Origin of the sequence: Streptomyces sp. NPDC048417, assembly GCF_040651615.1 — a bacterium.
Classification (GTDB): Bacteria; Actinomycetota; Actinomycetes; order Streptomycetales; family Streptomycetaceae; genus Streptomyces.
The window spans coordinates 86,177-108,322 of the sequence record NZ_JBEZKI010000019.1; the positions used below are offsets into that span (position 1 = coordinate 86,177).

23 protein-coding genes and 1 pseudogene are annotated in these 22,146 nt (G+C 71.9%); 11 read left to right on the forward strand and 13 right to left on the reverse strand.

Features of this window, described 5'->3' with window-relative positions; all coding sequences use genetic code 11:
- From AB0D59_RS28595 to AB0D59_RS28610, 4 genes and pseudogenes are all read right to left on the reverse strand, one after another.
- Positions 1–538: pseudogene (locus tag AB0D59_RS28595) on the reverse strand (hypothetical protein); the annotation flags it as partial.
- Positions 531–1,268 carry a hypothetical protein gene (locus AB0D59_RS28600; protein ID WP_362571126.1) on the reverse strand — a complete coding sequence of 246 codons (738 nt, stop codon included), beginning with the start codon at positions 1,266–1,268 and terminating at the stop codon, positions 531–533. The pseudogene AB0D59_RS28595 and the gene AB0D59_RS28600, both read right to left, overlap by 8 nt.
- Positions 1,269–1,276: 8 nt before the next feature.
- Positions 1,277–1,801, reverse strand: coding sequence for a phage tail protein (locus AB0D59_RS28605; RefSeq protein WP_355717858.1), 525 nt, complete (start codon positions 1,799–1,801; stop codon positions 1,277–1,279).
- Between the two features lie 34 nt (positions 1,802–1,835).
- A complete protein-coding gene (locus tag AB0D59_RS28610) occupies positions 1,836–3,701 on the reverse strand; it encodes a phage tail sheath subtilisin-like domain-containing protein (protein WP_362571129.1) in 1,866 nt (621 codons plus the stop codon).
- 373 nt (positions 3,702–4,074) lie between these two features.
- On the opposite strand from AB0D59_RS28610, the gene AB0D59_RS28615 reads away from it, so the two are divergent.
- Complete coding sequence (locus AB0D59_RS28615) at positions 4,075–4,500, forward strand: YchJ family metal-binding protein (RefSeq protein ID WP_362571132.1); 426 nt, start codon at positions 4,075–4,077, stop codon at positions 4,498–4,500.
- 2 nt (positions 4,501–4,502) lie between these two features.
- Here AB0D59_RS28615 and AB0D59_RS28620 read toward each other — a convergent pair whose 3' ends face one another.
- Complete coding sequence (locus AB0D59_RS28620) at positions 4,503–5,204, reverse strand: FadR/GntR family transcriptional regulator (RefSeq protein WP_362571135.1); 702 nt, start codon at positions 5,202–5,204, stop codon at positions 4,503–4,505.
- A gap of 160 nt (positions 5,205–5,364) precedes the next feature.
- Between AB0D59_RS28620 and AB0D59_RS28625 the strand changes: the two genes are divergently transcribed.
- Complete coding sequence (locus AB0D59_RS28625) at positions 5,365–5,886, forward strand: gluconokinase (RefSeq protein ID WP_362571138.1); 522 nt, start codon at positions 5,365–5,367, stop codon at positions 5,884–5,886.
- Between the two features lie 41 nt (positions 5,887–5,927).
- A complete protein-coding gene (locus AB0D59_RS28630; protein WP_362571141.1) occupies positions 5,928–7,325 on the forward strand; it encodes a gluconate:H+ symporter in 1,398 nt (465 codons plus the stop codon).
- A 101-nt stretch (positions 7,326–7,426) separates the two neighbouring features.
- On the opposite strand, the gene AB0D59_RS28635 is transcribed toward AB0D59_RS28630, so the two are convergent.
- The 3 genes from AB0D59_RS28635 to AB0D59_RS28645 all read right to left on the reverse strand — a co-directional run bounded on the left by AB0D59_RS28635 (position 7,427) and on the right by AB0D59_RS28645 (position 9,801).
- Positions 7,427–8,050: a cytochrome b/b6 domain-containing protein gene (locus tag AB0D59_RS28635; RefSeq protein ID WP_362571143.1), complete on the reverse strand. Its 624-nt coding sequence runs from the start codon at positions 8,048–8,050 to the stop codon at positions 7,427–7,429.
- The gene (locus AB0D59_RS28640; protein WP_362571146.1) at positions 8,034–8,756 is read right to left on the reverse strand and encodes a molybdopterin-dependent oxidoreductase; all 723 of its coding nucleotides are present in this window, start codon (positions 8,754–8,756) and stop codon (positions 8,034–8,036) included. Before AB0D59_RS28640 ends, AB0D59_RS28635 begins: the two co-directional genes overlap by 17 nt.
- Positions 8,757–8,832: 76 nt before the next feature.
- A complete protein-coding gene (locus AB0D59_RS28645; RefSeq protein WP_362571149.1) occupies positions 8,833–9,801 on the reverse strand; it encodes a hypothetical protein in 969 nt (322 codons plus the stop codon).
- Between the two features lie 392 nt (positions 9,802–10,193).
- Between AB0D59_RS28645 and AB0D59_RS28650 the strand changes: the two genes are divergently transcribed.
- The 4 genes from AB0D59_RS28650 to AB0D59_RS28665 all read left to right on the forward strand — a co-directional run bounded on the left by AB0D59_RS28650 (position 10,194) and on the right by AB0D59_RS28665 (position 12,720).
- Positions 10,194–11,087: a DMT family transporter gene (locus AB0D59_RS28650; protein ID WP_362571456.1), complete on the forward strand. Its 894-nt coding sequence runs from the start codon at positions 10,194–10,196 to the stop codon at positions 11,085–11,087.
- Positions 11,088–11,120: 33 nt separating this feature from the next.
- Complete coding sequence (locus AB0D59_RS28655; protein ID WP_362571152.1) at positions 11,121–11,630, forward strand: NUDIX domain-containing protein; 510 nt, start codon at positions 11,121–11,123, stop codon at positions 11,628–11,630.
- 386 nt (positions 11,631–12,016) lie between these two features.
- Complete coding sequence (locus tag AB0D59_RS28660) at positions 12,017–12,409, forward strand: DUF202 domain-containing protein (protein ID WP_362571154.1); 393 nt, start codon at positions 12,017–12,019, stop codon at positions 12,407–12,409.
- A complete protein-coding gene (locus tag AB0D59_RS28665; protein WP_362571157.1) occupies positions 12,406–12,720 on the forward strand; it encodes a DUF202 domain-containing protein in 315 nt (104 codons plus the stop codon). The genes AB0D59_RS28660 and AB0D59_RS28665 overlap by 4 nt, the downstream gene beginning before the upstream one ends.
- Before the next feature lie 28 nt (positions 12,721–12,748).
- On the opposite strand, the gene AB0D59_RS28670 is transcribed toward AB0D59_RS28665, so the two are convergent.
- On the reverse strand, positions 12,749–13,699 hold the full coding sequence (locus AB0D59_RS28670) for an NADP-dependent oxidoreductase (protein ID WP_362571160.1): 951 nt from the start codon (positions 13,697–13,699) through the stop codon (positions 12,749–12,751).
- 129 nt (positions 13,700–13,828) lie between these two features.
- Here AB0D59_RS28670 and AB0D59_RS28675 point away from each other — a divergent pair, with 129 nt between their 5' ends.
- The 3 genes from AB0D59_RS28675 to AB0D59_RS28685 all read left to right on the forward strand — a co-directional run bounded on the left by AB0D59_RS28675 (position 13,829) and on the right by AB0D59_RS28685 (position 16,547).
- Complete coding sequence (locus AB0D59_RS28675) at positions 13,829–14,125, forward strand: hypothetical protein (protein WP_362571163.1); 297 nt, start codon at positions 13,829–13,831, stop codon at positions 14,123–14,125.
- A gap of 169 nt (positions 14,126–14,294) precedes the next feature.
- Positions 14,295–15,317: a phosphotransferase family protein gene (locus AB0D59_RS28680; RefSeq protein ID WP_362571166.1), complete on the forward strand. Its 1,023-nt coding sequence runs from the start codon at positions 14,295–14,297 to the stop codon at positions 15,315–15,317.
- 6 nt (positions 15,318–15,323) lie between these two features.
- Positions 15,324–16,547, forward strand: coding sequence for an acyl-CoA dehydrogenase family protein (locus AB0D59_RS28685; protein ID WP_362571169.1), 1,224 nt, complete (start codon positions 15,324–15,326; stop codon positions 16,545–16,547).
- A gap of 41 nt (positions 16,548–16,588) precedes the next feature.
- Here AB0D59_RS28685 and AB0D59_RS28690 read toward each other — a convergent pair whose 3' ends face one another.
- The 4 genes from AB0D59_RS28690 to AB0D59_RS28705 all read right to left on the reverse strand — a co-directional run bounded on the left by AB0D59_RS28690 (position 16,589) and on the right by AB0D59_RS28705 (position 20,590).
- On the reverse strand, positions 16,589–17,302 hold the full coding sequence (locus AB0D59_RS28690; protein ID WP_362571172.1) for a class I SAM-dependent methyltransferase: 714 nt from the start codon (positions 17,300–17,302) through the stop codon (positions 16,589–16,591).
- A 227-nt stretch (positions 17,303–17,529) separates the two neighbouring features.
- A complete protein-coding gene (locus tag AB0D59_RS28695) occupies positions 17,530–18,123 on the reverse strand; it encodes a TetR/AcrR family transcriptional regulator (RefSeq protein WP_089103029.1) in 594 nt (197 codons plus the stop codon).
- A 29-nt stretch (positions 18,124–18,152) separates the two neighbouring features.
- Positions 18,153–19,829, reverse strand: a complete 1,677-nt coding sequence (locus AB0D59_RS28700; RefSeq protein ID WP_362571175.1) for an AMP-binding protein — start codon at positions 19,827–19,829, stop codon at positions 18,153–18,155.
- Positions 19,826–20,590: an SDR family NAD(P)-dependent oxidoreductase gene (locus tag AB0D59_RS28705; RefSeq protein ID WP_362571178.1), complete on the reverse strand. Its 765-nt coding sequence runs from the start codon at positions 20,588–20,590 to the stop codon at positions 19,826–19,828. Before AB0D59_RS28705 ends, AB0D59_RS28700 begins: the two co-directional genes overlap by 4 nt.
- Before the next feature lie 306 nt (positions 20,591–20,896).
- On the opposite strand from AB0D59_RS28705, the gene AB0D59_RS28710 reads away from it, so the two are divergent.
- Positions 20,897–22,132 (forward strand): DUF1343 domain-containing protein, encoded by a 1,236-nt coding sequence (locus tag AB0D59_RS28710; protein WP_362571181.1) that lies wholly within the window; start codon positions 20,897–20,899, stop codon positions 22,130–22,132.
- The last annotated feature ends 14 nt before the right edge of the window (positions 22,133–22,146 follow it).

Sequence of the window (22,146 nt, forward strand, 5' to 3'; positions counted from 1 at the left end):
GTCGTGCCCGCGGCGCGACCGGGGCCGGACGCCGGGCGGGGCAGGGGGGTACCGGCGCGGGGGCCACGATGCGGGGGGGGGCGCCCGTGCCCGGGGGGATGGGCACGGGCGCCGCGGTCCGTGACCGTTCCGGCCGCGCCTGTCCCGCCGTGCGCCGCCCGGCGTCGGGCAGCGGTCGCGGCTCGGACACGACGGGTGCGACGGGCCGCAGCAGCGGCACCTCGGGCCGTAGGACCGCCGGCGCCGGCGGCATGGCCCGTTGCTCCGTGTGGACGACGGTCCGCTCCCGCTCCGTGTGCGACCGTGTCTCCACGGCCGCCGTGCGCCGCACCTGCGCTGGGGGTACGGCCGACGGCGGTGTGATCGCGGGCCACTGCAGCGCCTCCGCTTCCGGCACGGGGGCCGTGTCCCGTACCGCCTCGACCCGCTCGAACGGGCCGGGCAGCCGGGGCCGTACCCGCACCGCGGCCGGTCGCGGGGCGGTGTGCCGGGCGAGCAGCCGGTCGAGGAAGTCGGGTGCGTCCCCTGAGTCAGACATCCGCGCACAGCTCCAGGTAGTAGCGGCGCCGCAGCGGGCTGAGCGCCAGGATCTCCGGCTCGCTCCACCCGTAGGCGGTGGCGAGCAGGTGGACGTCGAGCAGCACGTCCCGGGCCCAGGAGTCCAGTTCGGTCCAGAGGTAGGAGGCGATGTCCAGCTCGGCCCGGGTGGCCTCGCCGCACTCGGGGCAGGCGACGTCGAGCGTCAGGTCGGCGCCCGGGTCGGCCGCCTCGACGGCCTCGGCGATCCGGCGCCGCACCGGCGGGGGCAGCTCGCCCGCCGGGACCGCCGTACCGTCGTGCGCCGCCGTGACCAGGCACCGGGCGAGCAGCGCGGCGCGCGGGTCGGCAGCCCGCGCCGCCGTGTGCAGGTCGGCGATGGACGGCAGCCTGAACTCGACGTCCCAGCCGCTCTCCTGGATCCGCACGACCGGCTCACCGCGCCCGCCGAGCGAGCCCGCGAGCTGTCCGGCGTCCAGGTCGAACTCCATGTCCTGGCCGCACGCGGCGCATTCGAGGCGCACGTCCATCCGCTCGCCGAACAGCGCCCGGCGCAGCGTGATCAGGTCCGTCTCGCGCTCGCCGACCGGCAGGGCGGGCAGCCGCGTCGCGTCGACGTCCGGGCGTGCCGCGCGGTGCAGCAGCAGCGCCCGGCCGGCCGGCGCCTCACCGAGGCCCGCCTCCCAGGTGGCCAGCAGGTCGGCCTCGCCCGAGGCCCGCTCCCCCGACACCCGTCACCTCACGCCGGGTTGAGGAACGAGGGCTCCTCCGGCTCGGGCACCTCGTAGTCCCGTTCCCAGCCCTCGCACTCGAGCTTCAGCGACTGGATGGCCACCGCGTTGGCGTTGGCGTCCATCTCGCCGAGGACCTGGTACTCGCTCGGCCAGGTCCGGTACAGCTTGTGCGAGACGGCGACCTGGCCGGCCTCGTTGAGGACCTGGATGACGATGTCCTTGCGGAAGTCGGCGAGGGACACCTCGGCGCCGAGGCCCGCGCCGACCTGCCAGACCTTGTTGGCCCAGCGGTCGAACTCGGGGTCGTGGGTGACCCCCCGCTCCAGGGTGATGCCGTCGAACTCGGAGCGGCCCGGCGACTTGCGCGGGGAGGAGGGGTCGCCGCCGTTGCGGTGCTTGACGACCTCCGTGGTCCGCTTCAGCGGACTGATCTTGCTGATGCCGGCGACCGTCCGACCGTCCCACAGCACAAGGAACTTGAAGTTCTTGTAGGGGTCGAAGCGATGCGCGTTGACCGTGAACTCAGCCATCGAATTTCCTCGGTATCCCTTGTCCCTTGGTGCCTCAGAGCGCGAACTGGCCCGACGTCTGCTGGATCCTGACGACGACGAACTCGGCCGGGCGGACCGGCGCGATGCCGACGAGCACGTTGACGACACCGTTGGCCACGTCGTCGGCCGTCGTGGTCTCGCTGTCGCACTTGACGAAGTACGCCTCGCGCGGGGTGCTGCCCTGGAAGGCGCCCTGCCGGAAGAGCGTGTGCAGGTACGAGGAGGCGGACAGCCGGATCTGCTGCCACAGGTTCTCGTCGTTGGGCTCGAACACCACCCACTGCAGGCCGCGTTGGAGGCTCTCCTCCACATGCAGGGCGAGCCGCCGCACGGGCACGTACTTCCAGGCGCTGTCGAGGGCGTCGGAGCCTTCCAGCGTGCGCGCCCCCCACACCAGCGGGCCGGTGACCGGGAAGGTGCGCAGGCAGTTGACGCCGAGCGGGTTGAGCAGGCCGGTCTCCCGGTCCGTCAGGTCGACGGTGAGCGAGTGCACTCCGACGAGCTGCGCCTCCGTACCCGCCGGGGCCTTCCACACTCCGCGCTCGGAGTCGGTGCGCGCGATGACGCCGGCGACCGCGCCGGACGGCGGGAAGGCGCGCAGCCGGCCGGTGAGCGGGTCGGTGAGCTGGATGTGCGGGAAGTACAGGCCGGCGTGGTTGCCGCGCACGGCGTCGAAGGCGGAGATCCCGGCCCGCGCCGAGTCCACGCTCACCCAGGTGGCGGGCGCGTCGACCAGCAGGAAGATCCGCCGCTCCGCACACAGCCGCTGGGCCGCCGACACGACGGTGAGGGCGTCCTCGGTCTTGTCGTACGACGCCAGCTCGGGCAGCGACAGCAGGTTGACGTCGGCGACCCCGCGCAGCGCCTGGATGCCGGTCTTGCCGGCCTCGGAGCCGATGAGGTCGCGCGGGCCGGGGGCCGCGCCGTCCTCGCCGCCCTCCAGCGGGAACACCGGTGGGTTGACCGAGGCCTCCAGGCCCAGGTCGTTGGCGCACTCGCCGAGGAAGCGGACGACGTCCTCGGGGTCGGTGGAGCCGGCGACCACCTGGATCCGGCGGCCGAAGGCGGTGACCTCGACACCGGCGAAGGCGTGCCTGCCGGGCGCGTCGGGCAGCGCGCGCAGCCTGCGCTCCAGGAGCAGCGCCAACTCGGCCACGGTGGACGGGGCTTCGCCGTCGCAGTCGGGGTCGTAGAGCCTGAACTCGCGCTCCACGTCACCGATCTTCACCGTCAGGTCGACGGCGAGGTCGGGCAGTCGGTGCCCGAACGGCTTGGAGACCGTGCCGGACGGATCCGGGCGCCCTTCGCCGACCGCCTCGACACGGATCAGGCGCGAGCCGGCGTTGACGACGGTCGGCGCGTGGCCGGCGCTGTCGGCGTCCATGGACAGGCCGGTGAAGGTCTCGCGGGCGTCGCCCCTGGCGTCGTAGACCCGCAGGTTGAAGGTCTCCTCGCAGTCCGGGGTGTCGTAGTCGACGGCCACGCGCAGGCCGTTGCCCCAGACGCCGGGTTCCTTGGCGTGCACTTCGAGGACCCGGGTCTCGCTGTGGCCCTCGGTGGACTCCAGGACGACACAGGCCGCCTTGCCGCTGCCGGCCTTGGCGACACGGACGATCACGGCGACGGTGCCGCCGTTGCCGAAGAACTGGTGGACCGCGTAGGAGAGCGGGCTCTGCGCGCTCAGGCCGCCGAAGCGCCGCTCGAAGTCGGCGAATCCGGTGACGCGCACCGGTTCGTTCAGCGGGCCGCGCCGGGTGTGTCCCACGAACGCGGTCACCGAGGTGGTCACGGCGGAGACGGTGCGGGTGCTGCTGGGAAGCTCTTCGACGTAGACGCCCGGATAAGTCGGCCTCGCGGCGCTCACGGCATGCGTCGGCATTCCCCCTCCTATCCCTTCTCGGGCACCGGATGGCAGGCACCAAGAGGCGGCAGAGGGGGAGGTCGGGCGGCGAGCGCGGCATTTCGGTCCCCGGCGCGCCCCAGGCGCACCGGCCACGCACCCCGTATCAGTTTCCCCCGTCAGTACCCCGGACGGACGGCCGGCCGGGTCAAGCACGCATGCTTGTGACTCCTGATGCTCAAGTGCTGCCTCCACCTTGGGGAGTTGGGCGTTGCAGGAGCAAGGCGGGTTCACGCCAGCCCGAAGGGAGGTTCGATGAAGAGCGACTTCTGCGACCCGCACAGGATGAGCACGTGTCGGATCAGGCGGTTCACAGAATTCACACAGTCGATGGTGCAGCAGAATGGAACCCATGTCCCGACGTACCTCGCAATCCCGGCGGCAGCACGGCTCCGCCCCAGATCACAACCCCTCCTGCCCTTGCGGTCTTGCGGAGACGTACGAAAAGTGCTGTGGCCGATTCCACCGGGGTGAGGCAGCGGCACCCACGACGGAGACGCTGATGCGCTCGCGCTACAGCGCCTTCGTCGAACGCGACGAGCCGTACCTGCTGCGAACCTGGCATCCGCGAACGCGTCCGGCACGCGTCGACTTCGATCCGGGGATGCGCTGGACGGGTCTGGAGATCCTGGCGACGACCGACGGGTCGGCCTTCCACACCGCCGGCACGGTGACCTTCCGCGCGTCCTTCAAGGGCGGCTCGCTGCACGAGCGCAGCCGGTTCGAGCGGGTGGAGGGGGCGTGGGTGTACGTGGACGGGGAGTTCCCCGACCAGTAGGACTACGGCGCCAGGATGTCCAGCTCCTGGAGGGCGCCCACCGTGATCTCGCGGGTCAGCTGCTCGGCGCGGACCGCGTCGCCCTCCCGTACCGCCTCGGCGAGCTGGACATGGAGGGTGACGGCGGCCGGGTCGGGGTCCTCGAACATCACCTCGTGGTGGGTACGGCCCGCGAGGACCTCGGCCACGACGTCGCCGAGGCGGGCGAACATCTCGTTGCCGGACGCGTTGAGGATCACCCGGTGGAACGCCATGTCGTGCACGAGGTACTGCTCCAGCCGGTGGCCGCGCGAGTTGGCCACCATGCCGAGCGCGCACTCGGTGAGCTCGGCGCACTGCTCCGCCGTGGCGCTCTTCGCCGCCAGGCGGGCGGCCACCGGTTCGATCGCCGAGCGCAGCACGGTCAGTGAGCGCAGCTGGTGGGGGCGGTCGGCGCCGGCCAGCCGCCAGCGGATGACCTGCGGGTCGTAGACGTTCCACTCGGCCTTCGGGCGGACCGTCACGCCGACCCGGCGGCGGGACTCGACCAGGTGCATGGACTCCAGGACCCGGACCGCCTCGCGCATCACGGAGCGCGACACCTCGAACCGCTGGGCCAGCTCGTCCGTGCGCAGGACGCTGCCCGGCGGGTACTCGCCGGCGGTGATCGCGGGGCCGAGGCTGTCCAGTACGCGGCCGTGCAGCCCTCTGCCCATGGTGCTCATGCACTCAGCGTACCGAGTGGATCACAGGGCCAAAAAGTCAGACTTATTTGTCACAGACTCTTGAATTCGTCGTACCTAATGGGTTTCAGTGAGGCCGACGCCGGATGTCGTACGCCGGTGTCTCTCGTTGAGGAATCCCGAGGAAGACAGCGAGGCAGTGATGCGGACCCCCCACGTCGTCGTGGTGATGGGCGTCGCCGGCACGGGCAAGACCACGATCGGTCCTCTGCTCGCCGCCCGGCTCGGCGTCCCGTACGCCGAGGGCGACGACTTCCACCCGCCGGCCAACATCGCCAAGATGTCGGCCGGGCACCCGCTGGACGACACCGACCGGTGGCCGTGGCTGGACGCCATCGGCTCCTGGGCGCACGGGCGGGAAGGTCTGGGCGGGGTGGTCAGCAGCTCCGCGCTGAAGCGGTCGTACCGGGACCGGCTCCGCGCCGCCGCCCCGGGCGTCGTCTTCGTGCACCTCGCCGGTGACCGCAAGCTCATCGAGGACCGGATGTCGCACCGGCAGGGTCACTTCATGCCGACCGCGCTGCTGGACTCCCAGTTCGCCACGCTCGAACCGCTGGCGGCGGACGAGCCGGGCGTCGCTGTGGACGTCACCGGCTCCCCCGAGGAGATCACCGCGCGGGCCGTGCGCGCCCTGGACGCGCTGCCCGACCTCACCCGGCAGTAACCTTCCCCCTTTTTCTGTCCCCAGATCTGCAAGGAACCACCGTGACCAGACTCAGCGTCGAGATGCTGGCAGCGGACACCGTCGCGCCCATCACCTCGGCCGGACATGCCCAGCTCGGCATCGCCGTCCTCGCGGGCATCGCCGTCATCGTCCTGCTCATCACCAAGTTCAAGCTCCACGCCTTCCTGGCGCTGACCATCGGCTCGCTCGCGCTCGGCGCGTTCGCCGGGGCGCCGCTGGACAAGGTCATCACCAGCTTCACCACCGGCCTCGGCTCCACGGTCGCCGGCGTGGGTGTCCTGATCGCGCTCGGGGCGATCCTGGGCAAGCTGCTCGCCGACTCCGGCGGCGCGGACCAGATCGTCGACACCATCCTCGCCAAGGCCGGCGGGCGGGCCATGCCGTGGGCGATGGTGCTGATCGCCTCCGTGATCGGTCTGCCGCTGTTCTTCGAGGTCGGCATCGTGCTGCTGATCCCCGTGGTGCTGATGGTCGCCAAGCGCGGCAACTACTCCCTGATGCGCATCGGCATCCCGGCGCTGGCGGGTCTGTCCGTGATGCACGGCCTGGTGCCGCCGCACCCCGGCCCGCTGGTCGCGATCGACGCGGTCGGCGCCAACCTGGGCGTGACCCTGGCGCTCGGCGTCCTGGTCGCCATCCCGACCGTGATCATCGCCGGTCCGCTGTTCTCCAAGGTCGCCGCCCGCTGGGTGGACGTCCCGGCCCCCGACCGGATGCTGCCGCAGCGCCCCTCGGAGGAGCTGGAGAAGCGCCCCGGCTTCGGCGCCACCCTCGCCACCATCCTGCTCCCGGTCGTGCTGATGCTGGCCAAGGCACTGGTGGACATCGTCGTCGACGACCCGACGCACGCCGTCCAGCGGGTCTTCGACGTCATCGGCTCGCCGCTGATCGCCCTGCTCGCGGCCGTGGTCCTCGGCTTCTTCACGCTCGGCCGCCCGGCCGGCTTCTCCAAGGAGCGGCTCCAGCAGACGGTCGACAAGGGCCTGATGCCCATCGCGGGCATCCTGCTCATCGTCGGCGCGGGCGGCGGCTTCAAGCAGACGCTGATCGACTGCGGTGTCGGCCAGATGATCCTGGAGATATCCAAGGACTGGTCGATCCCGGCCCTGCTGCTGGCCTGGCTGATCGCGGTGGCGATCCGGCTGGCGACAGGCTCGGCGACGGTGGCGACCGTCTCGGCGGCGGGCCTGGTGGCCCCGCTGGCGGCGGACATGTCGACGGCCCACACGGCCCTGCTGGTCCTGGCCATCGGCGCCGGCTCGCTCTTCTTCAGCCATGTCAACGACGCCGGTTTCTGGCTGGTCAAGGAGTACTTCGGGCTGAGCGTCGGACAGACCGTCAAGACCTGGTCGATCATGGAGACGATCATCTCGGTGGTCGCGGGCGGCCTGGTCCTCCTGCTCTCCCTCATCATCTAGACACTTCCATCGTCCAGACACTTCCGGCCATCATCCGGACCGTCCCGGCCGAGCACCGTCGCGCCGGGACGAAGCCGTGGTGCCGCGAGCGGTTCCCTGGGCTACGGCCGCCACAGCGGATGCTCGCGCTTGGCCCACTCCTTGCTCACCTTCCCGGTGCGCAGCCCTTGTCTCGCCTCCGCATCGGCCATGGCCATGCCGATATGGCCCGCCAGGACGATGCCTATCGTCAGGGCCAGCCAGTCGTGGACGAAGGTGGCCGAGGTCCGCCACATCAGCGGGGTGAGGTGGGTGAACCACATCAGCAGGCCGGTGGCGAGCATGACCAGGGTGGCACCGGCGATCCAGTTCGCGTAGATCTTCTGGCCGGCGTTGAACTTGCCGGCCGGGCGGGAGGACGGGCGCTTGTCGCGGCTCAGCGCGGCCCGCAGCCAGAGCCTGTCGTGGGGGCCGAAGCGGTTCAGGAAGCCGAGGTCCCTGCGGAAGGCGCGGGAGGCGAGGCCGAGCAGGACCGGGACGGGCAGGGCCAGGCCCGCGCACTCGTGGACGCGGACGACCAGTTCGCGGCGCCCGACCAGGATGGCCAGCTGCGGGATGTAGAGGCAGGCGGCCGTCAGGACACAGACGCCCATCAGGGCCGCCGTCGTGCGGTGGATCCAGCGCTCGGCGGGGGTGAAGCGGTGCAGCCGGTGCGTGGCGGCCGGTGCCTCAGCTCGTAGGCTCATCGTCGCGTCCGTTCGAACGGCCGACCCAGGCGTCGACGTCGTAGCCGAGGTGCTCCCAGTATCCCGGCTGCACCTTGTCGGTCACCGTGATGCCGGAGAGCCACTTGGCCGATTTGTAGAAGTACATGGGGGCGACATAGAGGCGGACCGGGCCGCCGTGGTCGTGGCCGATGGCCTTGTCCTGCATGCGCAGCGCGACCAGGATGTCCGGCCGTCGCGCCTGGTCGAGGGTGAGGCTCTCGCTGTACGCGCCGTCGAAACAGGTGAAGCGGATCGCCTTCGCGCCGCCGCGCACTCCCGCCAGGTCCAGCAGGTGCGAGAGGCGGACCCCCTCGAACGGGGTCTCCGGCACCCGCCACCCGGTCACGCACTGGACGTCCTTGACCAGCCGGGTCTGCGGCAGGGCGCGCAGGTCGGCCAGGCTGAAGGTGCGCGGCTTGTCGACCAGGCCGTCGATCTTCAGCTGGTAGTCCGCGGCGGTCTTGTTCGGCACCGATCCGGTCACCGAGTAGTAGCGGAAGCCGCCGCCGTTCGGGAGCAGGCCCGTCAGGCCTGTCGGGTCCTTGCCGGAGAAGGTGCCGAGGACCGACTCGGTGACGCGTTGCAGCACCGGCGCGGTCACGACACCGAGAGCGCCCAGGCCGACGGTGCCGAGGAACACCCGGCGGCCGATCGGCCGACCCTCCTCGGGTCGTTCAGAGTTCACTTACTCATTCGAACACCCTCGGGGCGGGCCCGGCCAGGAAATCCGGCCGCCGTAAGAAATCCACAACATCTTCTTGTCAGCCACCGAGCGCGCGCTCCCGGGCCGCCCGGAACGCCTCGCAGGAGTCGCGGTCCGGGTAGGACCAGGGGGCCCGGGTGGCATGGCGGCCGATGCGCTGGAACAGGGCCGCGGCCTCCGCGTACCGGCCGGCGCCGGAGGTGGCGTGGGCCAGGTGGTTGAGGTCGACATGACGGCGCGGGTGCTCCTCGATCCCCCACTCCAGCCACCAGTCGAAGGCCGCGCTCAGGGCCCGCCGGGCGGACGGCTCGGCCCAGTGGCCGGCCGCGGCCGGATCGGTGGGCGCCCGGCCGGTGGCGGCGAGCACCCGGTGCCGCTCGGTGTAGGCGACGACGGGGAGCACGGCCAGCGGGGAGTCGGCGGGGGCCTCGGCGGCCGAGCGTTCCGCGAAGGCGCACAGTTCGTACGTCCCCTCGGCCTCGGTCTCCGCGATCCGGGCGGCCATCAGGTGGTGGGCGTGGTGGTGCTCGGGATGGCGGCCGCGCACCTCGTCGAACATGCGGCGCGTCTCGTCGTCGGTGCCGAGGTGGCGGGCCAGCAGGAGGAGGCCCAGCCACGGGGTGGGGTCGGCGGGGGCGAGCGCGGCGGCGCCGGTGCAGGCCTCGCGGGCCCGGTCCGGGGGTTCCTTGCCGCGCAGGGCACGCCGGACCAGGGTCAGGGCGTAGAGGGTGGCGGCACCCGCGGAGCCGGGCTCGGCGAGCAGCCACTCGCGGGCCCAGGCGATGGCGTAGGGCTCACGGGCGAGGACGATGGCCCGGTGGCCCCGGCGGTCCCAGTCGTCACCCGTGTGGAGCAGCAGGGAGCGGGCGGACTGCCAGCGGCCCTGGGCCAACGCGGCTCGCGCGGAAATGAGTTCGGCGTCGTCGAGGGCGTCGTCGGGGCAGTGTTCGCACCCGGGGTGCGTTGCCGCGCGGGGGACTTCGGCGACGGCCCGGCCTGGGCCTAAGAGGGGCGGGGTTGGGGGCACCGCGGAACTTCCTGGTTGTCGGGCTGCCATCGGCCGATCACGCACAGCAAACCGCCAGCCAAGACTTTGCGTCAAGCTGAGCGGGGCTTGTACCCCGTTCAACTACCGTGAACACAGCGGAACTTGACGCGCGCCGGGGTCCGTTCGGCGTACCGTGGCCGTGGGGCTCCGGGTTCCGGCTGTGGCGTACGCCATGGCGCGGGCCGCCCGGGCATCGGACCATGGCCGTACCGGTCCCGCCGCCGCCCTGATCCACCCGCCGAGTTCGGCTCGGGCGTCGTGACCGGGTCAACCGCCCGGTTCCGGGTACTCCCGGGGCAACACCCATCCGCGAGCGCTACAGTCGGCCACTACGCACCCCGTAGCCCGGCCGCATGATCGAGGTACGCAGCGTGTCCGTTCTGGTTCTGGTTCTCGCCGTGAGTGCGGCCTGTTGCCTCGGCTTCGGGTTCGTGCTCCAGCAGAACGTCGCCCAGAAGGCCCCGCTCAGCGACTTCCTCTCGCCCCGGCTGCTGCTCGACCTGATGAGGGTGCCGCGCTGGCTCGGTGGGATCGGGCTGATGGTGGCCGGCATGGTCCTCGGCGCGATCGCCCTCGGCAAGGGCGAGATCTCCCTGGTCGAACCGCTGCTGGCGACGAACCTCCTCTTCGCCCTCGCGCTCTCCCGGCACCAGACCAAGCATCCCCTGAGCCATCAGGGCTGGGCGGGCCTGATCCTGCTCGCGGGCGGCGTCACCGCGTTCATCCTGGCGGGCGAGCCGCGCGGCGGCCATGCCATCGCCAACCCACTGCGCCACTGGCTGATCATCGGCGTGACGGTCGGCCTCGCCCTGCTGCTCACCACCTACGCCAAACGGTCCCGGCTGAGCGCGGGGCCGACCCTGCTCGCCCTCGCCGCCGGCCTGCTGTACGGCGTACAGGACGCGCTGACCCGGGTCACCAGCACCCGTTTCTCCGACGGCGGCATCACCGAGGTACTGACCGGCTGGCAGCCGTACGGCGTGCTGGTGCTCGGGATCAGCGGGCTGATCCTCGTCCAGAGCGCGTTCGAGACGGCGGAGCTGCGCAACTCGCTGCCCGCGCTCACCGCGGCCCAGCCGCTCGCCGGGATCCTGTGCGGCGTCGGCTTCCTCGGGGACCGGCTGCGCACCGACACCGGGGCGCTGGCCTGGGAGGCGGCGGGGCTCGCGGCGATCGTGGCGGGCATCGTGCTGCTCGGGCTGCACCCCGCGATGCCGCGCGGTCCGGCGCCGAAGGAGCCCTCGCTGGACCTCCAGCCGCGCTGACGCCCCGGGCCGCCGGCCTGCTTGGATGGCGGCATGAAGCCTGCTGACGAAATCCTCGACATCGTCGACGAGCACGACCGGGTGATCGGACAGGCACCCCGCGGTGAGGCGTATGCCCGGGGGCTGCGCCACCGCTGCGCCTTCATCCTGGCCCGCGACGCCGCCGACCGCGTCTTCGTCCACCGTCGCACCGCGACCAAGCTGGTCTTCCCGTCCCTGTACGACATGTTCGTCGGGGGTGTGGTCGGCGCGGGCGAGTCCTACGACGACGCGGCGCTGCGGGAGGCCGAGGAGGAACTGGGCGTGTCCGGGCTGCCCCGTCCGACGTACCTCTTCAAGTTCCGGTACGACGACGGCGCCGGGCACAGCTGGTGGTCGGCGGTGTACGAGGTCCGCTGCGAGCTGCCGGTACGGCCGCAGGTGGAGGAGGTGGCCTGGCACGACTTCCTGACGGAGGAGGACCTGGCATCGCGGCTCGGGGAGTGGGAGTGGGTGCCGGACGGCTTGGCGGCGTGGGAGCGACTGCGGGAGTGGCGGGGCTGAGGACGGCGGCGGGGACGCTTACCGGCGCCGGCAGGGTGCCTCCCCCAGAGGGGGGCACCCCCAGAGGGGGGCACCCCCAGAGGGGGGCACCCCCAGCGCCCACCCGTGCCGCCTGGGAGCACCTCCCAGGCCCTTGAGGCACCGGGGGAGGCACGACTGCCCGCGGCCGTGACGGGCCCCGTAAGGGGCGCGGGGAACTGCGCGCGCCTCCCCGCCCACCCGCAGACGAACCCTCGGCCGACCTCCCGCGCGGGGATCTGCGCGCGCCTCCCCCGCCCACCCGCAGACGAACCCTCGGCCGACCTCCCGCGCGGGGAACTGCGCGCGCCTCCCCCGCCCACCCGCAGACGAACCCTCGGCCGACCTCCCCGGTAGGCTCCCTGCACGTGATCGAATTCGCGCGGAACGTCCGTTTGTGGTTCGCCCCCGAAGTGGTGCGCGAAGAGGGAACGACCCCCGACTACCGGTTCTCCCTCGCCAACGAGCGGACCTTCCTGGCCTGGCTGCGCACCGCCCTCGCCCTGATCGGCGGCGGCTTCGCCGTGGACCAGTTCCTGCCGGACCTCCGCTGGGCCTGGCGGGTCGGTCTCGCGCTCGCGCTCCTCGCCGCCGGCGTGCTGTGCTCACTGCGGGCCGTGAACCACTGGATGCGCTGCGAGCGGGCGATACGGCGCGGCGAGGACCTCCCGGTCTCCCGGTTTCCGGCCCTGCTCAGCGTGGTAGTCGCCGTGGTCGCCGTGGCGATGGTCGTCGTGGTGCTCGTCGGGTGGGAAGGATGACGGCGCCGGTCCGTGACCCGGGGCTCCAGCCGGAGCGGACCCGGCTGGCCTGGCGTCGTACGACACTGTCGGCGACCGTCGCCGCCGTACTCGCGGCGAAGACCGCCCTGCACGGCAGCGCCTCGGCCGACGGCGTGCTCGCCTGCGCGGCCTGCTGCGTCCTGTGGCTGGGCTTCCTTCTGGTCGCCAACCGCCGCATCCGCGACCTGGCGGCCACCGACCGCCCCTCGGCACTGACCCCGCGACAGGCGACCGCCGCGGCGCTGTGCACCATCGCCGTCGCCCTCTGCGCCGCCGCACTGGTCGTATAGGCCCCCGGGCGCGCCGAAGGCCGTGGGCTCAGCTTCGGCCCTCCTCCTCCGGCCACTCCACCGTGACCACCAGCTTGCCCCGGGTCCGTCCCTCCTCGCTGCGCCGGTGTGCGTCGGCCGCCCGCTTCAGCGGAAAGGTCTCGGTGACATGGACGGTCACCGCTCCCTGCTCCGCGAGCGCGGCGAGCCGTGTCAGGTCCTCGGCGTCGGGGCGCGCCCAGCAGTAGCGGCCGCCGAAGTCGACGACGTCCGGGTCGGCGATCGAGGCCATCCGGCCCTCGGGGGCGAGCAGGTTCGCCGAGGCCGTCAGGGCCTCGCCGCCCACGGTGTCGAAGACGGCGGCCACACCCTCCGGGGCCAGTCCCCGGACACGTTCGGTCAGGCCCGGGCCGTAGGTCACCGGCTCGCCGCCGAGGCCCCGTACGAAGTCGTGGTTGCGTTCGCTCGCCGTACCGATGACCCGGGCACCGAGGTGGGCCGCGATCTGGACCGCGAGGGAGCCGACCCCGCCGGCGGCAGCGTGCACCAGGACCGTCTCGCCGCGCTTGACCTCCAGGGCGTGGACCAGCACCTGGTAGGCGGTGAGGCCGGCCAGCGGCAGCCCGGCGGCCTCCTCGAAGGAGAGGTTGCGCGGCTTGCGGGCGAGGGTGCGCACCGGGGCGGCGACGTACTCGGCGAAGGTTCCCCGGGAGAGGAAGTCCTCGCGGACGTAGCCGATCACCTCGTCGCCGACCGCGAACTCGGTGACGGCCGGCCCCGGCTGGACGACGACCCCGGACACGTCCCAGCCGGGGATCACCGGGAAGACGGCGTCCATGATGCCGTGCAGATGGCCCTCACGGCCCTGCCAGTCGACCGGGTTGACGGCCGCCGCCCGGACCTTCACCAGCACCGAGTCGGGGCCGACCTTCGGGTCCTTGACCTCGCCGTACTCCAGCACATCGGGTCCGCCGTACCGGCTGTAGCTGATGCCCTTCATGCAAACGACCCTCCGGTGTACTCGGACGCCACGCAACCGGGATGCCCGCATATGTGCCGTTCGCGTGGCAGCCTGTCCGTCGGCAGCACGCCATCCTTCCGAACCCCGTACCGCTGAAGGCGACACACCATGACCACCCTTCATCAGGAACACACCGCACACGGCCACAGCCACGGACCGGGCTGCGGACACGACCAGGTGCCGCACGGCGACCACGTCGACTACGCGCACAACGGGCATCTGCACCGCGAGCACGGCGGCCACTGGGACGAGTGCGAGCCCGCCGGGCACGTCACCCACGAGACCCACGACCACCGGCACGGCGACGGCTGCGGCCATACCGGCGTGCTGCACGGCGACCACATCGACTACCTTCACGACGGCCACCGGCACGCCGAGCACGACGGTCACTGGGACGACCACTGAAACGGTCCCGACCCGGACGACGGCTCCTCGCTCTGCGCGCGCGGGGAGCCGTCACTCTTCAGCCGGGTCCCAGGGTGGTCCCGGTCACGTTTGGCTCACCGACTGGACGACATACCGACTGGTCGGCATCATGAGTCGGGTCCTGTTCACTCGTTCGTAGGAGCGATGCATGAGCCCCGACCACCCGCCCGGACTGGATCTCGACCGGCTGCGCGGGCTGCTCGACCGCGAGCGCCCCGGCCTGGTGGCCGGTCCACTGACCGGAAGGCTGATCGAGGGCGGACGGTCGAACCTCACCTACGCGGTCTCCGACGGCGCCTCGAAGTGGGTCGTACGACGGCCGCCGCTGGGCCACGTCCTGGCCACCGCGCACGACATGAAGCGCGAGCACCGGGTGATCAGCGCCCTGTACCCGACCGAGGTGCCGGTGCCGCGGCCGGTGCTGCTGTGCGAGGACACGGAGGTCCTCGGCGCGCCCTTCTACGTGATGGAGTTCGTGGCGGGCACCCCGTACCGCACCTCCGAACAGCTGATCCCGCTCGGCCCCGAGCGCACCCGGAACGCCGTGCTGTCCCTCGTCGACACGCTCGTCGAGCTGCACTCCGTGGACCCGGAGCAGGTCGGGCTCGCCGACTTCGGGCGCCCCGAGGGCTTCCTGGACCGGCAGCTGCGCCGCTGGGGCAAGCAGCTGGACGCCTCCCGCAACCGTGAGCTGGCCGGCATCGACGAGCTGCACGCCACCCTGGGCCGCCGGCTGCCCGCCTCCCCCGCGCCCACCGTGATCCACGGCGACTACCGCCTGGACAACGTGCTGATCGGCGACGACGACACGATCAGGGCGATCCTCGACTGGGAGATGTCCACGCTCGGCGACCCGCTGACCGACCTGGGCCTGCTGGTGATGTACAGCCAGCCGCTGGGCGCGCCCGACTCGCCGGTGTCGACGACCGCCGAGGCGCCCGGCCACCCGGACCCGCGGGAACTGGTCGAGCGCTACGCGGCCCGCTCGGGGCGGGACGTCACGCACATCTCCTGGTACACGGCGTTCGCCTGGTTCAAGCTCGCCGTGATCCTGGAGGGCATCCACTACCGGTACACGCAGGGCCAGACGCTCGGGCAGGGCTTCGACCGCATCGGCGAACTCGTCCCCGTCTTCATCGACCACGGACTGACCACTCTTCAGGAAGGCTGACCGGCCATGGACTTCGCGTTCGACGCGCGCACCGAGGAACTGCGCGCCAAGCTGCTCGCCTTCATGGACGAGTACGTCTACCCGGCCGAGGCGGTCGCCGAGGAGCAGCGGGCCGCGCTCGCCTCGCCGTGGGACACCCCGGCCGTGGTCGAGGAACTGAAGGCGGAGGCGCGCAGGCAGGGCCTGTGGAACCTCTTCCTCCCCGACGCCGAGTACGGCGCGGGGCTCACCAACCTCCAGTACGCGCCCCTCGCCGAGATCACCGGCCGTTCCCCGCACCTGGCGCCCACCGCGCTGAACTGCGCGGCCCCGGACACCGGCAACATGGAGGTGCTGGCCCAGTTCGCCGACGAGGCGCAGCGCAAGCAGTGGCTGGAGCCGCTGCTGGCCGGTGAGATCCGCTCCGCGTTCGCCATGACCGAGCCGGAGGTGGCCTCCTCCGACGCCACCAACATCACCACGCACATCGAGCGAGCCTCCGACGGTACAGACGACTACGTCATCACCGGCCGCAAGTGGTACATCTCCGGGGCGATGAACCCGAACTGCAAGATCTTCATCGTGATGGGCAAGACCGACCCGGACGGCACCGACATCCGCCGCCAGCAGTCCATGGTCCTGGTCCCGCGCGACACCCCGGGCGTCACCGTGAAGCGCGCGATGCAGGTCTTCGGCTACGAGGACCACTCGCACGGCGGCCACGCCGAGGTGGTCTTCGACCACGCGCGCGTGCCGGTGTCGAACCTGGTCGGTGAGGAGGGCGGCGGTTTCGCCATCGCCCAGGCCCGGCTCGGCCCCGGCCGGATCCACCACTGCATGCGGCTGATCGGCATGGCCGAGCGGGCGATCGAGCTGATGTGCCGGCGGGCGGTGTCCCGGACGGCGTTCGGGAAGGCGCTGGCCCAGCAGGGTGTGGTGCACAACTGGATCGCCGACGCCCGGGTGACGGTCGAGCAGCTGCGGCTGCTGGTCCTGAAGACGGCCTGGCTGATGGACACCGTCGGCAACCGGGGCGCCCACGCCGAGATCCAGGCCATCAAGATCGCCACCCCGCGCGCGGTCGTCGGCATCATCGACCGCGCGATCCAGCTGCACGGCGCGGGCGGTGTCAGCCAGGACTTCCCGCTGGCCGACCTGTACGCCGGGGCCCGGACGTTGATGATCGCCGACGGCCCGGACGAGGTGCACCAGCGCTCGCTGGCGCGCCGGGAGCTGAAGAAGTACCTGTAGGAGACGGGCCGTCGGGGCCGGACGCGGTGCGGCGGACCGCCTCACCGCGTCCGGCCCACCACCAGCTGATAGAAGATCGGCTCACCGGTCGTCGTCACCCGGTGCTGGAACCGCGTGCGTTCCAGCAGGGCAAGACGTCCGTCGGCCACCAGCCGCTCGACGGCGGCGCCGAACCCGTCCGGATCCGCCTCGTCCATCCACCGCTCGTCGATGGTGAAGGCCACGGGCGCGCCGGAGGGCAGCACCGCGAGCGCGTTGACCAGCGCCCGCGGTGTGGCGTGGGTGCCGCCGAACGCGCCGGCCGACACCAACCCTCCGAACGCGTACGGGCGTAGTGCCGCACGGAGTCCGTCGCCGAGCTGGAAGTCGCCGACCACGTAGTCGGCGTAGACGTCCGGCCGGTCGCGCAGACACGCCTCGCGCGCCGCCGGCAGCGCATCGACCCCGACCACCCGGGCCGCGCCTCCGCGACGCACGAGCTCGCCCACCAGTCCCGTGCCGGAGCCGACGTCGAGCACCGTCATCGTCCCCGGCTCCAGCCCGAGGCTCGCGGCCGCGCGCAGGAAAGCCGCCGCCGCGACCTGCGGCGACCTGCACTGGAGCCGGTCCTGGACGACATGCTCGTAGAGTCCGGGCACGGCGTAGACCCGCGTGTACTCGTGCAGGTGCACCGTCTCGTGCTCACTCAACGCGATGTACTCGCCGTCGGCCTCTGGCGGGCCGAGCAGCCGGACGCCCGCAAACGCATCTGCCATGCCGGTGAGACTATGCGCGCGTGTCAGCGTCCCGCCACCAGTGGTGACACCAGCAGGAGAGCTCGGGCGGGTCTGCGGTCAGTGGCCGTCCGGTCCCGGTCGCCGATCGTGCGCCGGCACCCCCGGCGCGGTCGGCGGTGCCGGGGGTGTGCCGGGGCATCGCGGATCCCGCGCGATGCCCCGCCAAAGCCCCGTAGGCGCTTGCCTGTCGGGGGCCGGCCGACCCTCTAGGGGCGCAGTGCCCGCAGCAGCAGGTCGGCCAGGTGGTCGGCGACCTCCTGGGGGGCCATGGGGCCGTCGGGGCGGTACCAGGTCGACAGGTGGTGCACCGAGCCGAAGTGGTAGTCGACGACGAGGTCGGCCGGGGTCGCGGTGGAGAACACACCCTCACGCTGGCCCTCCTCGACGAGCGCGCGGAAGCGTTCGTGGTAGCGCCGGCGCTCGGCGCGCACCTGCTTGTTCTTCTCCGGGCTCAGGTGGTGCATGGACCGGAAGAAGATCATCGCGTCGTCGAGGTTCTCGATCGTCGTGACGACGACATCCGCGGCCGCGCCCCGCAGCCGCTTCTCGATCGGCTCGTCCGCGTTCGCGAAGGCGTCGAGCCGTTCCTGCTGGACGCGCAGCACGCGCGCGTACACCTCGTGCAGCAGGTCGTCCTTGGAGCCGAAGTAGTGGTACAGCGCCCCCTTGGTGACGCCGGCCGCCTCCACGATCTCCTGCACGGAGGTGCGGTCGTATCCCTGCTCCGCGAAGAGCCGGGTGGCGGCGGCAAGAAGCCGCTGCGGAACAGGAGCCCCGTCTCCGTCGGTCGTCCTGGGCACTGCCGCCACCTGCCTTTCTCGTATGTCCGCTAACTCTGTTGCGGTCGGGAACGAAGTTCCCGTCGGAGGATCTTCCCACTTGCCGTCTTCGGCAGGTCGGGCAGGATCTCCACCTGGCGCGGATATTTGTAAGCGGCCAGTCTCTCCTTGCAATAGAGGGCGAGATCGTCCGGATCGGTTGCACTACCCGGGCGAAGACTGATGTAGGCCTTCACGGTCTCCCCGCGGTACCCGTCGGGCACCCCGACGACGGCCGCCTCGCGCACCGCCGGGTGGGTGTACAGCACGTCCTCGACCTCGCGCGGCCAGACCTTGAAGCCGGACGCGTTGATCATGTCCTTCTTGCGGTCGACGACGTACAGCCAGCCCTGCGGGTCCATGAACCCGATGTCGCCGGTGCGCAGTTCGCCGTCCGGGAAGGTCTCGGCGGTGGCCTCGGGCCGCCGCCAGTACCCGGGTACCACCTGCGGCCCGCGTACGGCGATCTCGCCCTGCTCCCCGAAGGGCACCTCGTTGCCCTCGTCGTCGATGATGCGCACGTCCGCGTCGGGGCCGGGCACCCCGACGGCGAGCGTCCCGGAGACCGGGTCCACCGGCGCTTCGAGGCTCGGCGGCACCGAGGCGCACGGCGCGGTGCACTCGGTCAGCCCGTAGCCGTTCCTGATGTAGGGCCCGAAGCCCGCCCGGAACTTCTCCACCAGGGCCGGCGGCAGCGGTGCGCCACCGGAGGAGATGTTGACGAAGGAGGCGAAGTGCTCCGGGGTGACGTCAGGGTGGGCGGCCAGGGCCATGAAGGCGGTGGAGGGGCCCACGGTGTACTGCGGGCGGTGCTCGGCGAACGCGTCCAGGACCAGGCCCGGCTCGAAGCGGTAGGTCAGCACGAGCGTGCCCACGCTGGTGAGGCAGGCGCAGAGCTGACAGACCATGCCGGTGATGTGGAAGAGGGGCGCGAGGGCGTAGTAGACCGGTGCGTCGGGCAGCGCCAGTCCGGTCCGCTGCCGTTCCGCGTTGTACATGATGTTGCCGTGCAGGTTGGTGGCCCCCTTGGGGGCGCCGCTCGTCCCCGAGGTGTAGCTGATCAGCGCGATGTCGGAGGGCACCGGGTCCCGCCCCTTGGGCGCCTTCCCGCCCCGGCGGGCGACGGCCACCAGGTCCTCGGCGTCGGCGGCCTGCGGCAGCCGTTCGAAGGTCAGCACGCGCGCGTCGTCGCGCGTCTGGAAGTCCAGCTCGCTCGCGGTGAGCACGATCCGCACCGGCGAGTCGGCGGCCGTGTCGCGCAGATACGACTCCCAGGCCCGCTGCGAGCAGACCAGCGCGGTCACCTCGCCGTCCCGCAGGACGTGGGAGACCTCCCCCGACTTGTACATCGGGTTGACCGGCACGACGGTCGCGCCCGCCTTCCAGGCGCCGAGGAGCGCGAGCACGAAGTGCGGGGAGTTCTGCAGGATGACGGCGACCCGGTCGCCGCGCTCCAGGCCGCGCTCGGCGAGATGGGCGGCGACCGAGTCGCTCAGTTCGTCGACCTCGCGGAAGCTGAGGCGGGCGTCGAAGTAGGCGAGGCAGGTGCGGTCGGGTGCCTCGGCCGCGGCGGCCCGCAGGGCGTGCACCAGGGAGTCCGGGGGGTCGACCGGACCGCGCTGGGCGTCGTTGAGCAGCGCCACCCAGGGCCGGGCGGCGTAGCTGGACTCGGTCTCCGACTGGGTCACCGGGTGGCCTCCCACTTCTGCTGGATGTGGTTCATGTTCGTCAGCCAGCGGTCCGGGTCGGCGGCCCGCGCCTGGTAGAAGTCGGCGACCTCGGGATGCGGCAGGATCAGGAACCGGTCTTCCGCCATCCCCTTGAACAGCGCGTCCGCGACGGCGTCCGGCTCGATCGCGGTCGGCTGGAGCACCAGGTCGCCCGCGGTGCCGGTGGCGGCGAGCATGTCGGTCCGGACGCCCTGCGGGCAGATCGCGTGCACCTTGAGCCCGCGGTGGCGGTACGTCAGCGACAGCCACTCGGCGAAGGCGTAGGCGGCGTGCTTGGTGACGCTGTACGGCGCGGCCCCGATCATGGTGAGCAGCCCGGCGGCGGACACCGTGGAGACGAACCGCCCGCTCCCCCGCTCCAGCCAGTCCGGCAGCAGTTCCTGCGCGGCCCGCACGTGAGCCATGACATTGACGTCCCAGGCGGAGGACCAGACGGCGTCCGCGGCCGCCTCGGACCCGCCGGAGCCGAGACCGGCGTTGGCGCAGTAGACGTCGACACTCCCGCCGAGCGCGTCCCGGGCGGCGCCGACGATGCCGGACGCGTCACCCGCAACGGCGATCCCGCCGATCTCCTCGGCGACGGCGCCGGCCTTGTCGGCGTCCAGGTCGTTCACGACGACGCGGGCGCCTTCGGCGGCGAACCGCCGGGCGAGGGCGGCACCGATACCGCCTCCCGCCCCGGTGACGACGACTCGGGCATCTTGCACGGCTCCCACCATCGGTCTCCTTCGACACGACGCGACCAGACTCGGCTCAGCACGGACACACTAACCGGTCGGTATGTTTGAGAAAAGGGCGACGGTCACACCCCCTAAGGACGCGCCCCGAAGAGGCGCGGGACCACTGTCCGACACGCGACGACCGCAACCCCCAGCGCACAGGGCCACTGTCCGACACCCGACGACCGCCCCCCAGCGCACAGGGCCACTGTCCGACAAGGGACGACCGCAACCCCCCAGGGGCGCGGGGAACTGCGCGACCAGCCACACACGACCTGCACCCGGACGACCACGGAGGCCACCCCCATGCGCCCGTCCAGACGAAGTCTGCTCACAGCGGCCACGACAGCGGCCGTGACAGCCGTACCCACGGCAACCACGGCCGACGCCCACGGCAGCCTCAAGACCGGTTTCGACCACCTCTCCGCCGACGGCTACGCCCTCCTCGCCGCCCAAAAGGTCGGCATCGTCACCAACCCCACCGGCATCACCACCGACGTCCGCCACATCGTCGACGTCATGCACGCCGACCGCCGGGTCGAGCTCACGGCGGTCTTCGGCCCCGAGCACGGATTCCGCGGCACCGCCCAGGCCGGCGGCTCCGAGGGCCGCTACGACGACCCGGCGACCGGCCTCCCCGTCTACGACACCTACCTCAAGAGCGGCCGGCCCCTCGCCGACGTCTTCACCACCTCCGGCGTGGACACGGTCGTCTTCGACATCCAGGACGTCGGCGCCCGCTTCTACACGTACATCTGGACGCTGTACGACTGCATGGAGGCCGCCCGGCTGGCGGGCCGGCGCTTTGTCGTGCTGGACCGCCCCAACCCGGTCACCGGCCGCGCCGCCCAGGGCCCGGTCCTGCACAAGGAGTTCGCCAGCTTCGTCGGCCGGCAGCCGATCGCGCAGGCGCACGGGATGACGGTCGCCGAGCTGGCGAAGCTGTTCAACGCGGAGTACCTGACCACCCCGGTCGAGCTGGACGTCGTGACGATGACGGGCTGGCGGCGCGACCGCTTCCACGACGCCTACGGACTGCCCTGGGTGCCGCCGAGCCCCAACATGCCCACCCCGGACACCGCCCTCGTGTACTCGGGAACCTGTCTCTTCGAGGGCACGAACCTGTCCGAGGGGCGTGGCACGACCCGCCCCTTCGAACTGCTGGGTGCGGAGGGCATCGACGCGCGGTGGGCGGCCGCCGTCGACGGACTCGGGCTGCCGGGCGTGCGGTTCCGGGAGGCGTACTTCGCGCCCACATTCTCCAAGTTCCAGGGCAAGACGGTCGGCGGGGTGCAGCTCCATGTGCACGACCGGGCCGCCTACGACCCCGTACGGACCGGGATCGCGCTCCTGGTCACCGCCAAGAAGGTGTGGGGCGGCTTCGCCTGGCGGCCGGACAACTGGATCGACAAGCTCACCGGATCCACGACCGTGCGCACGATGACCGACGCGGGCGCGGGCACGGACGAGATCGTCGGCGCCTGGCAGGACGAACTCGCCGCGTTCCGCCGGATCCGAAAGGAATTTCTGCTCTACAGGTGAGGCGCGTTGTATGG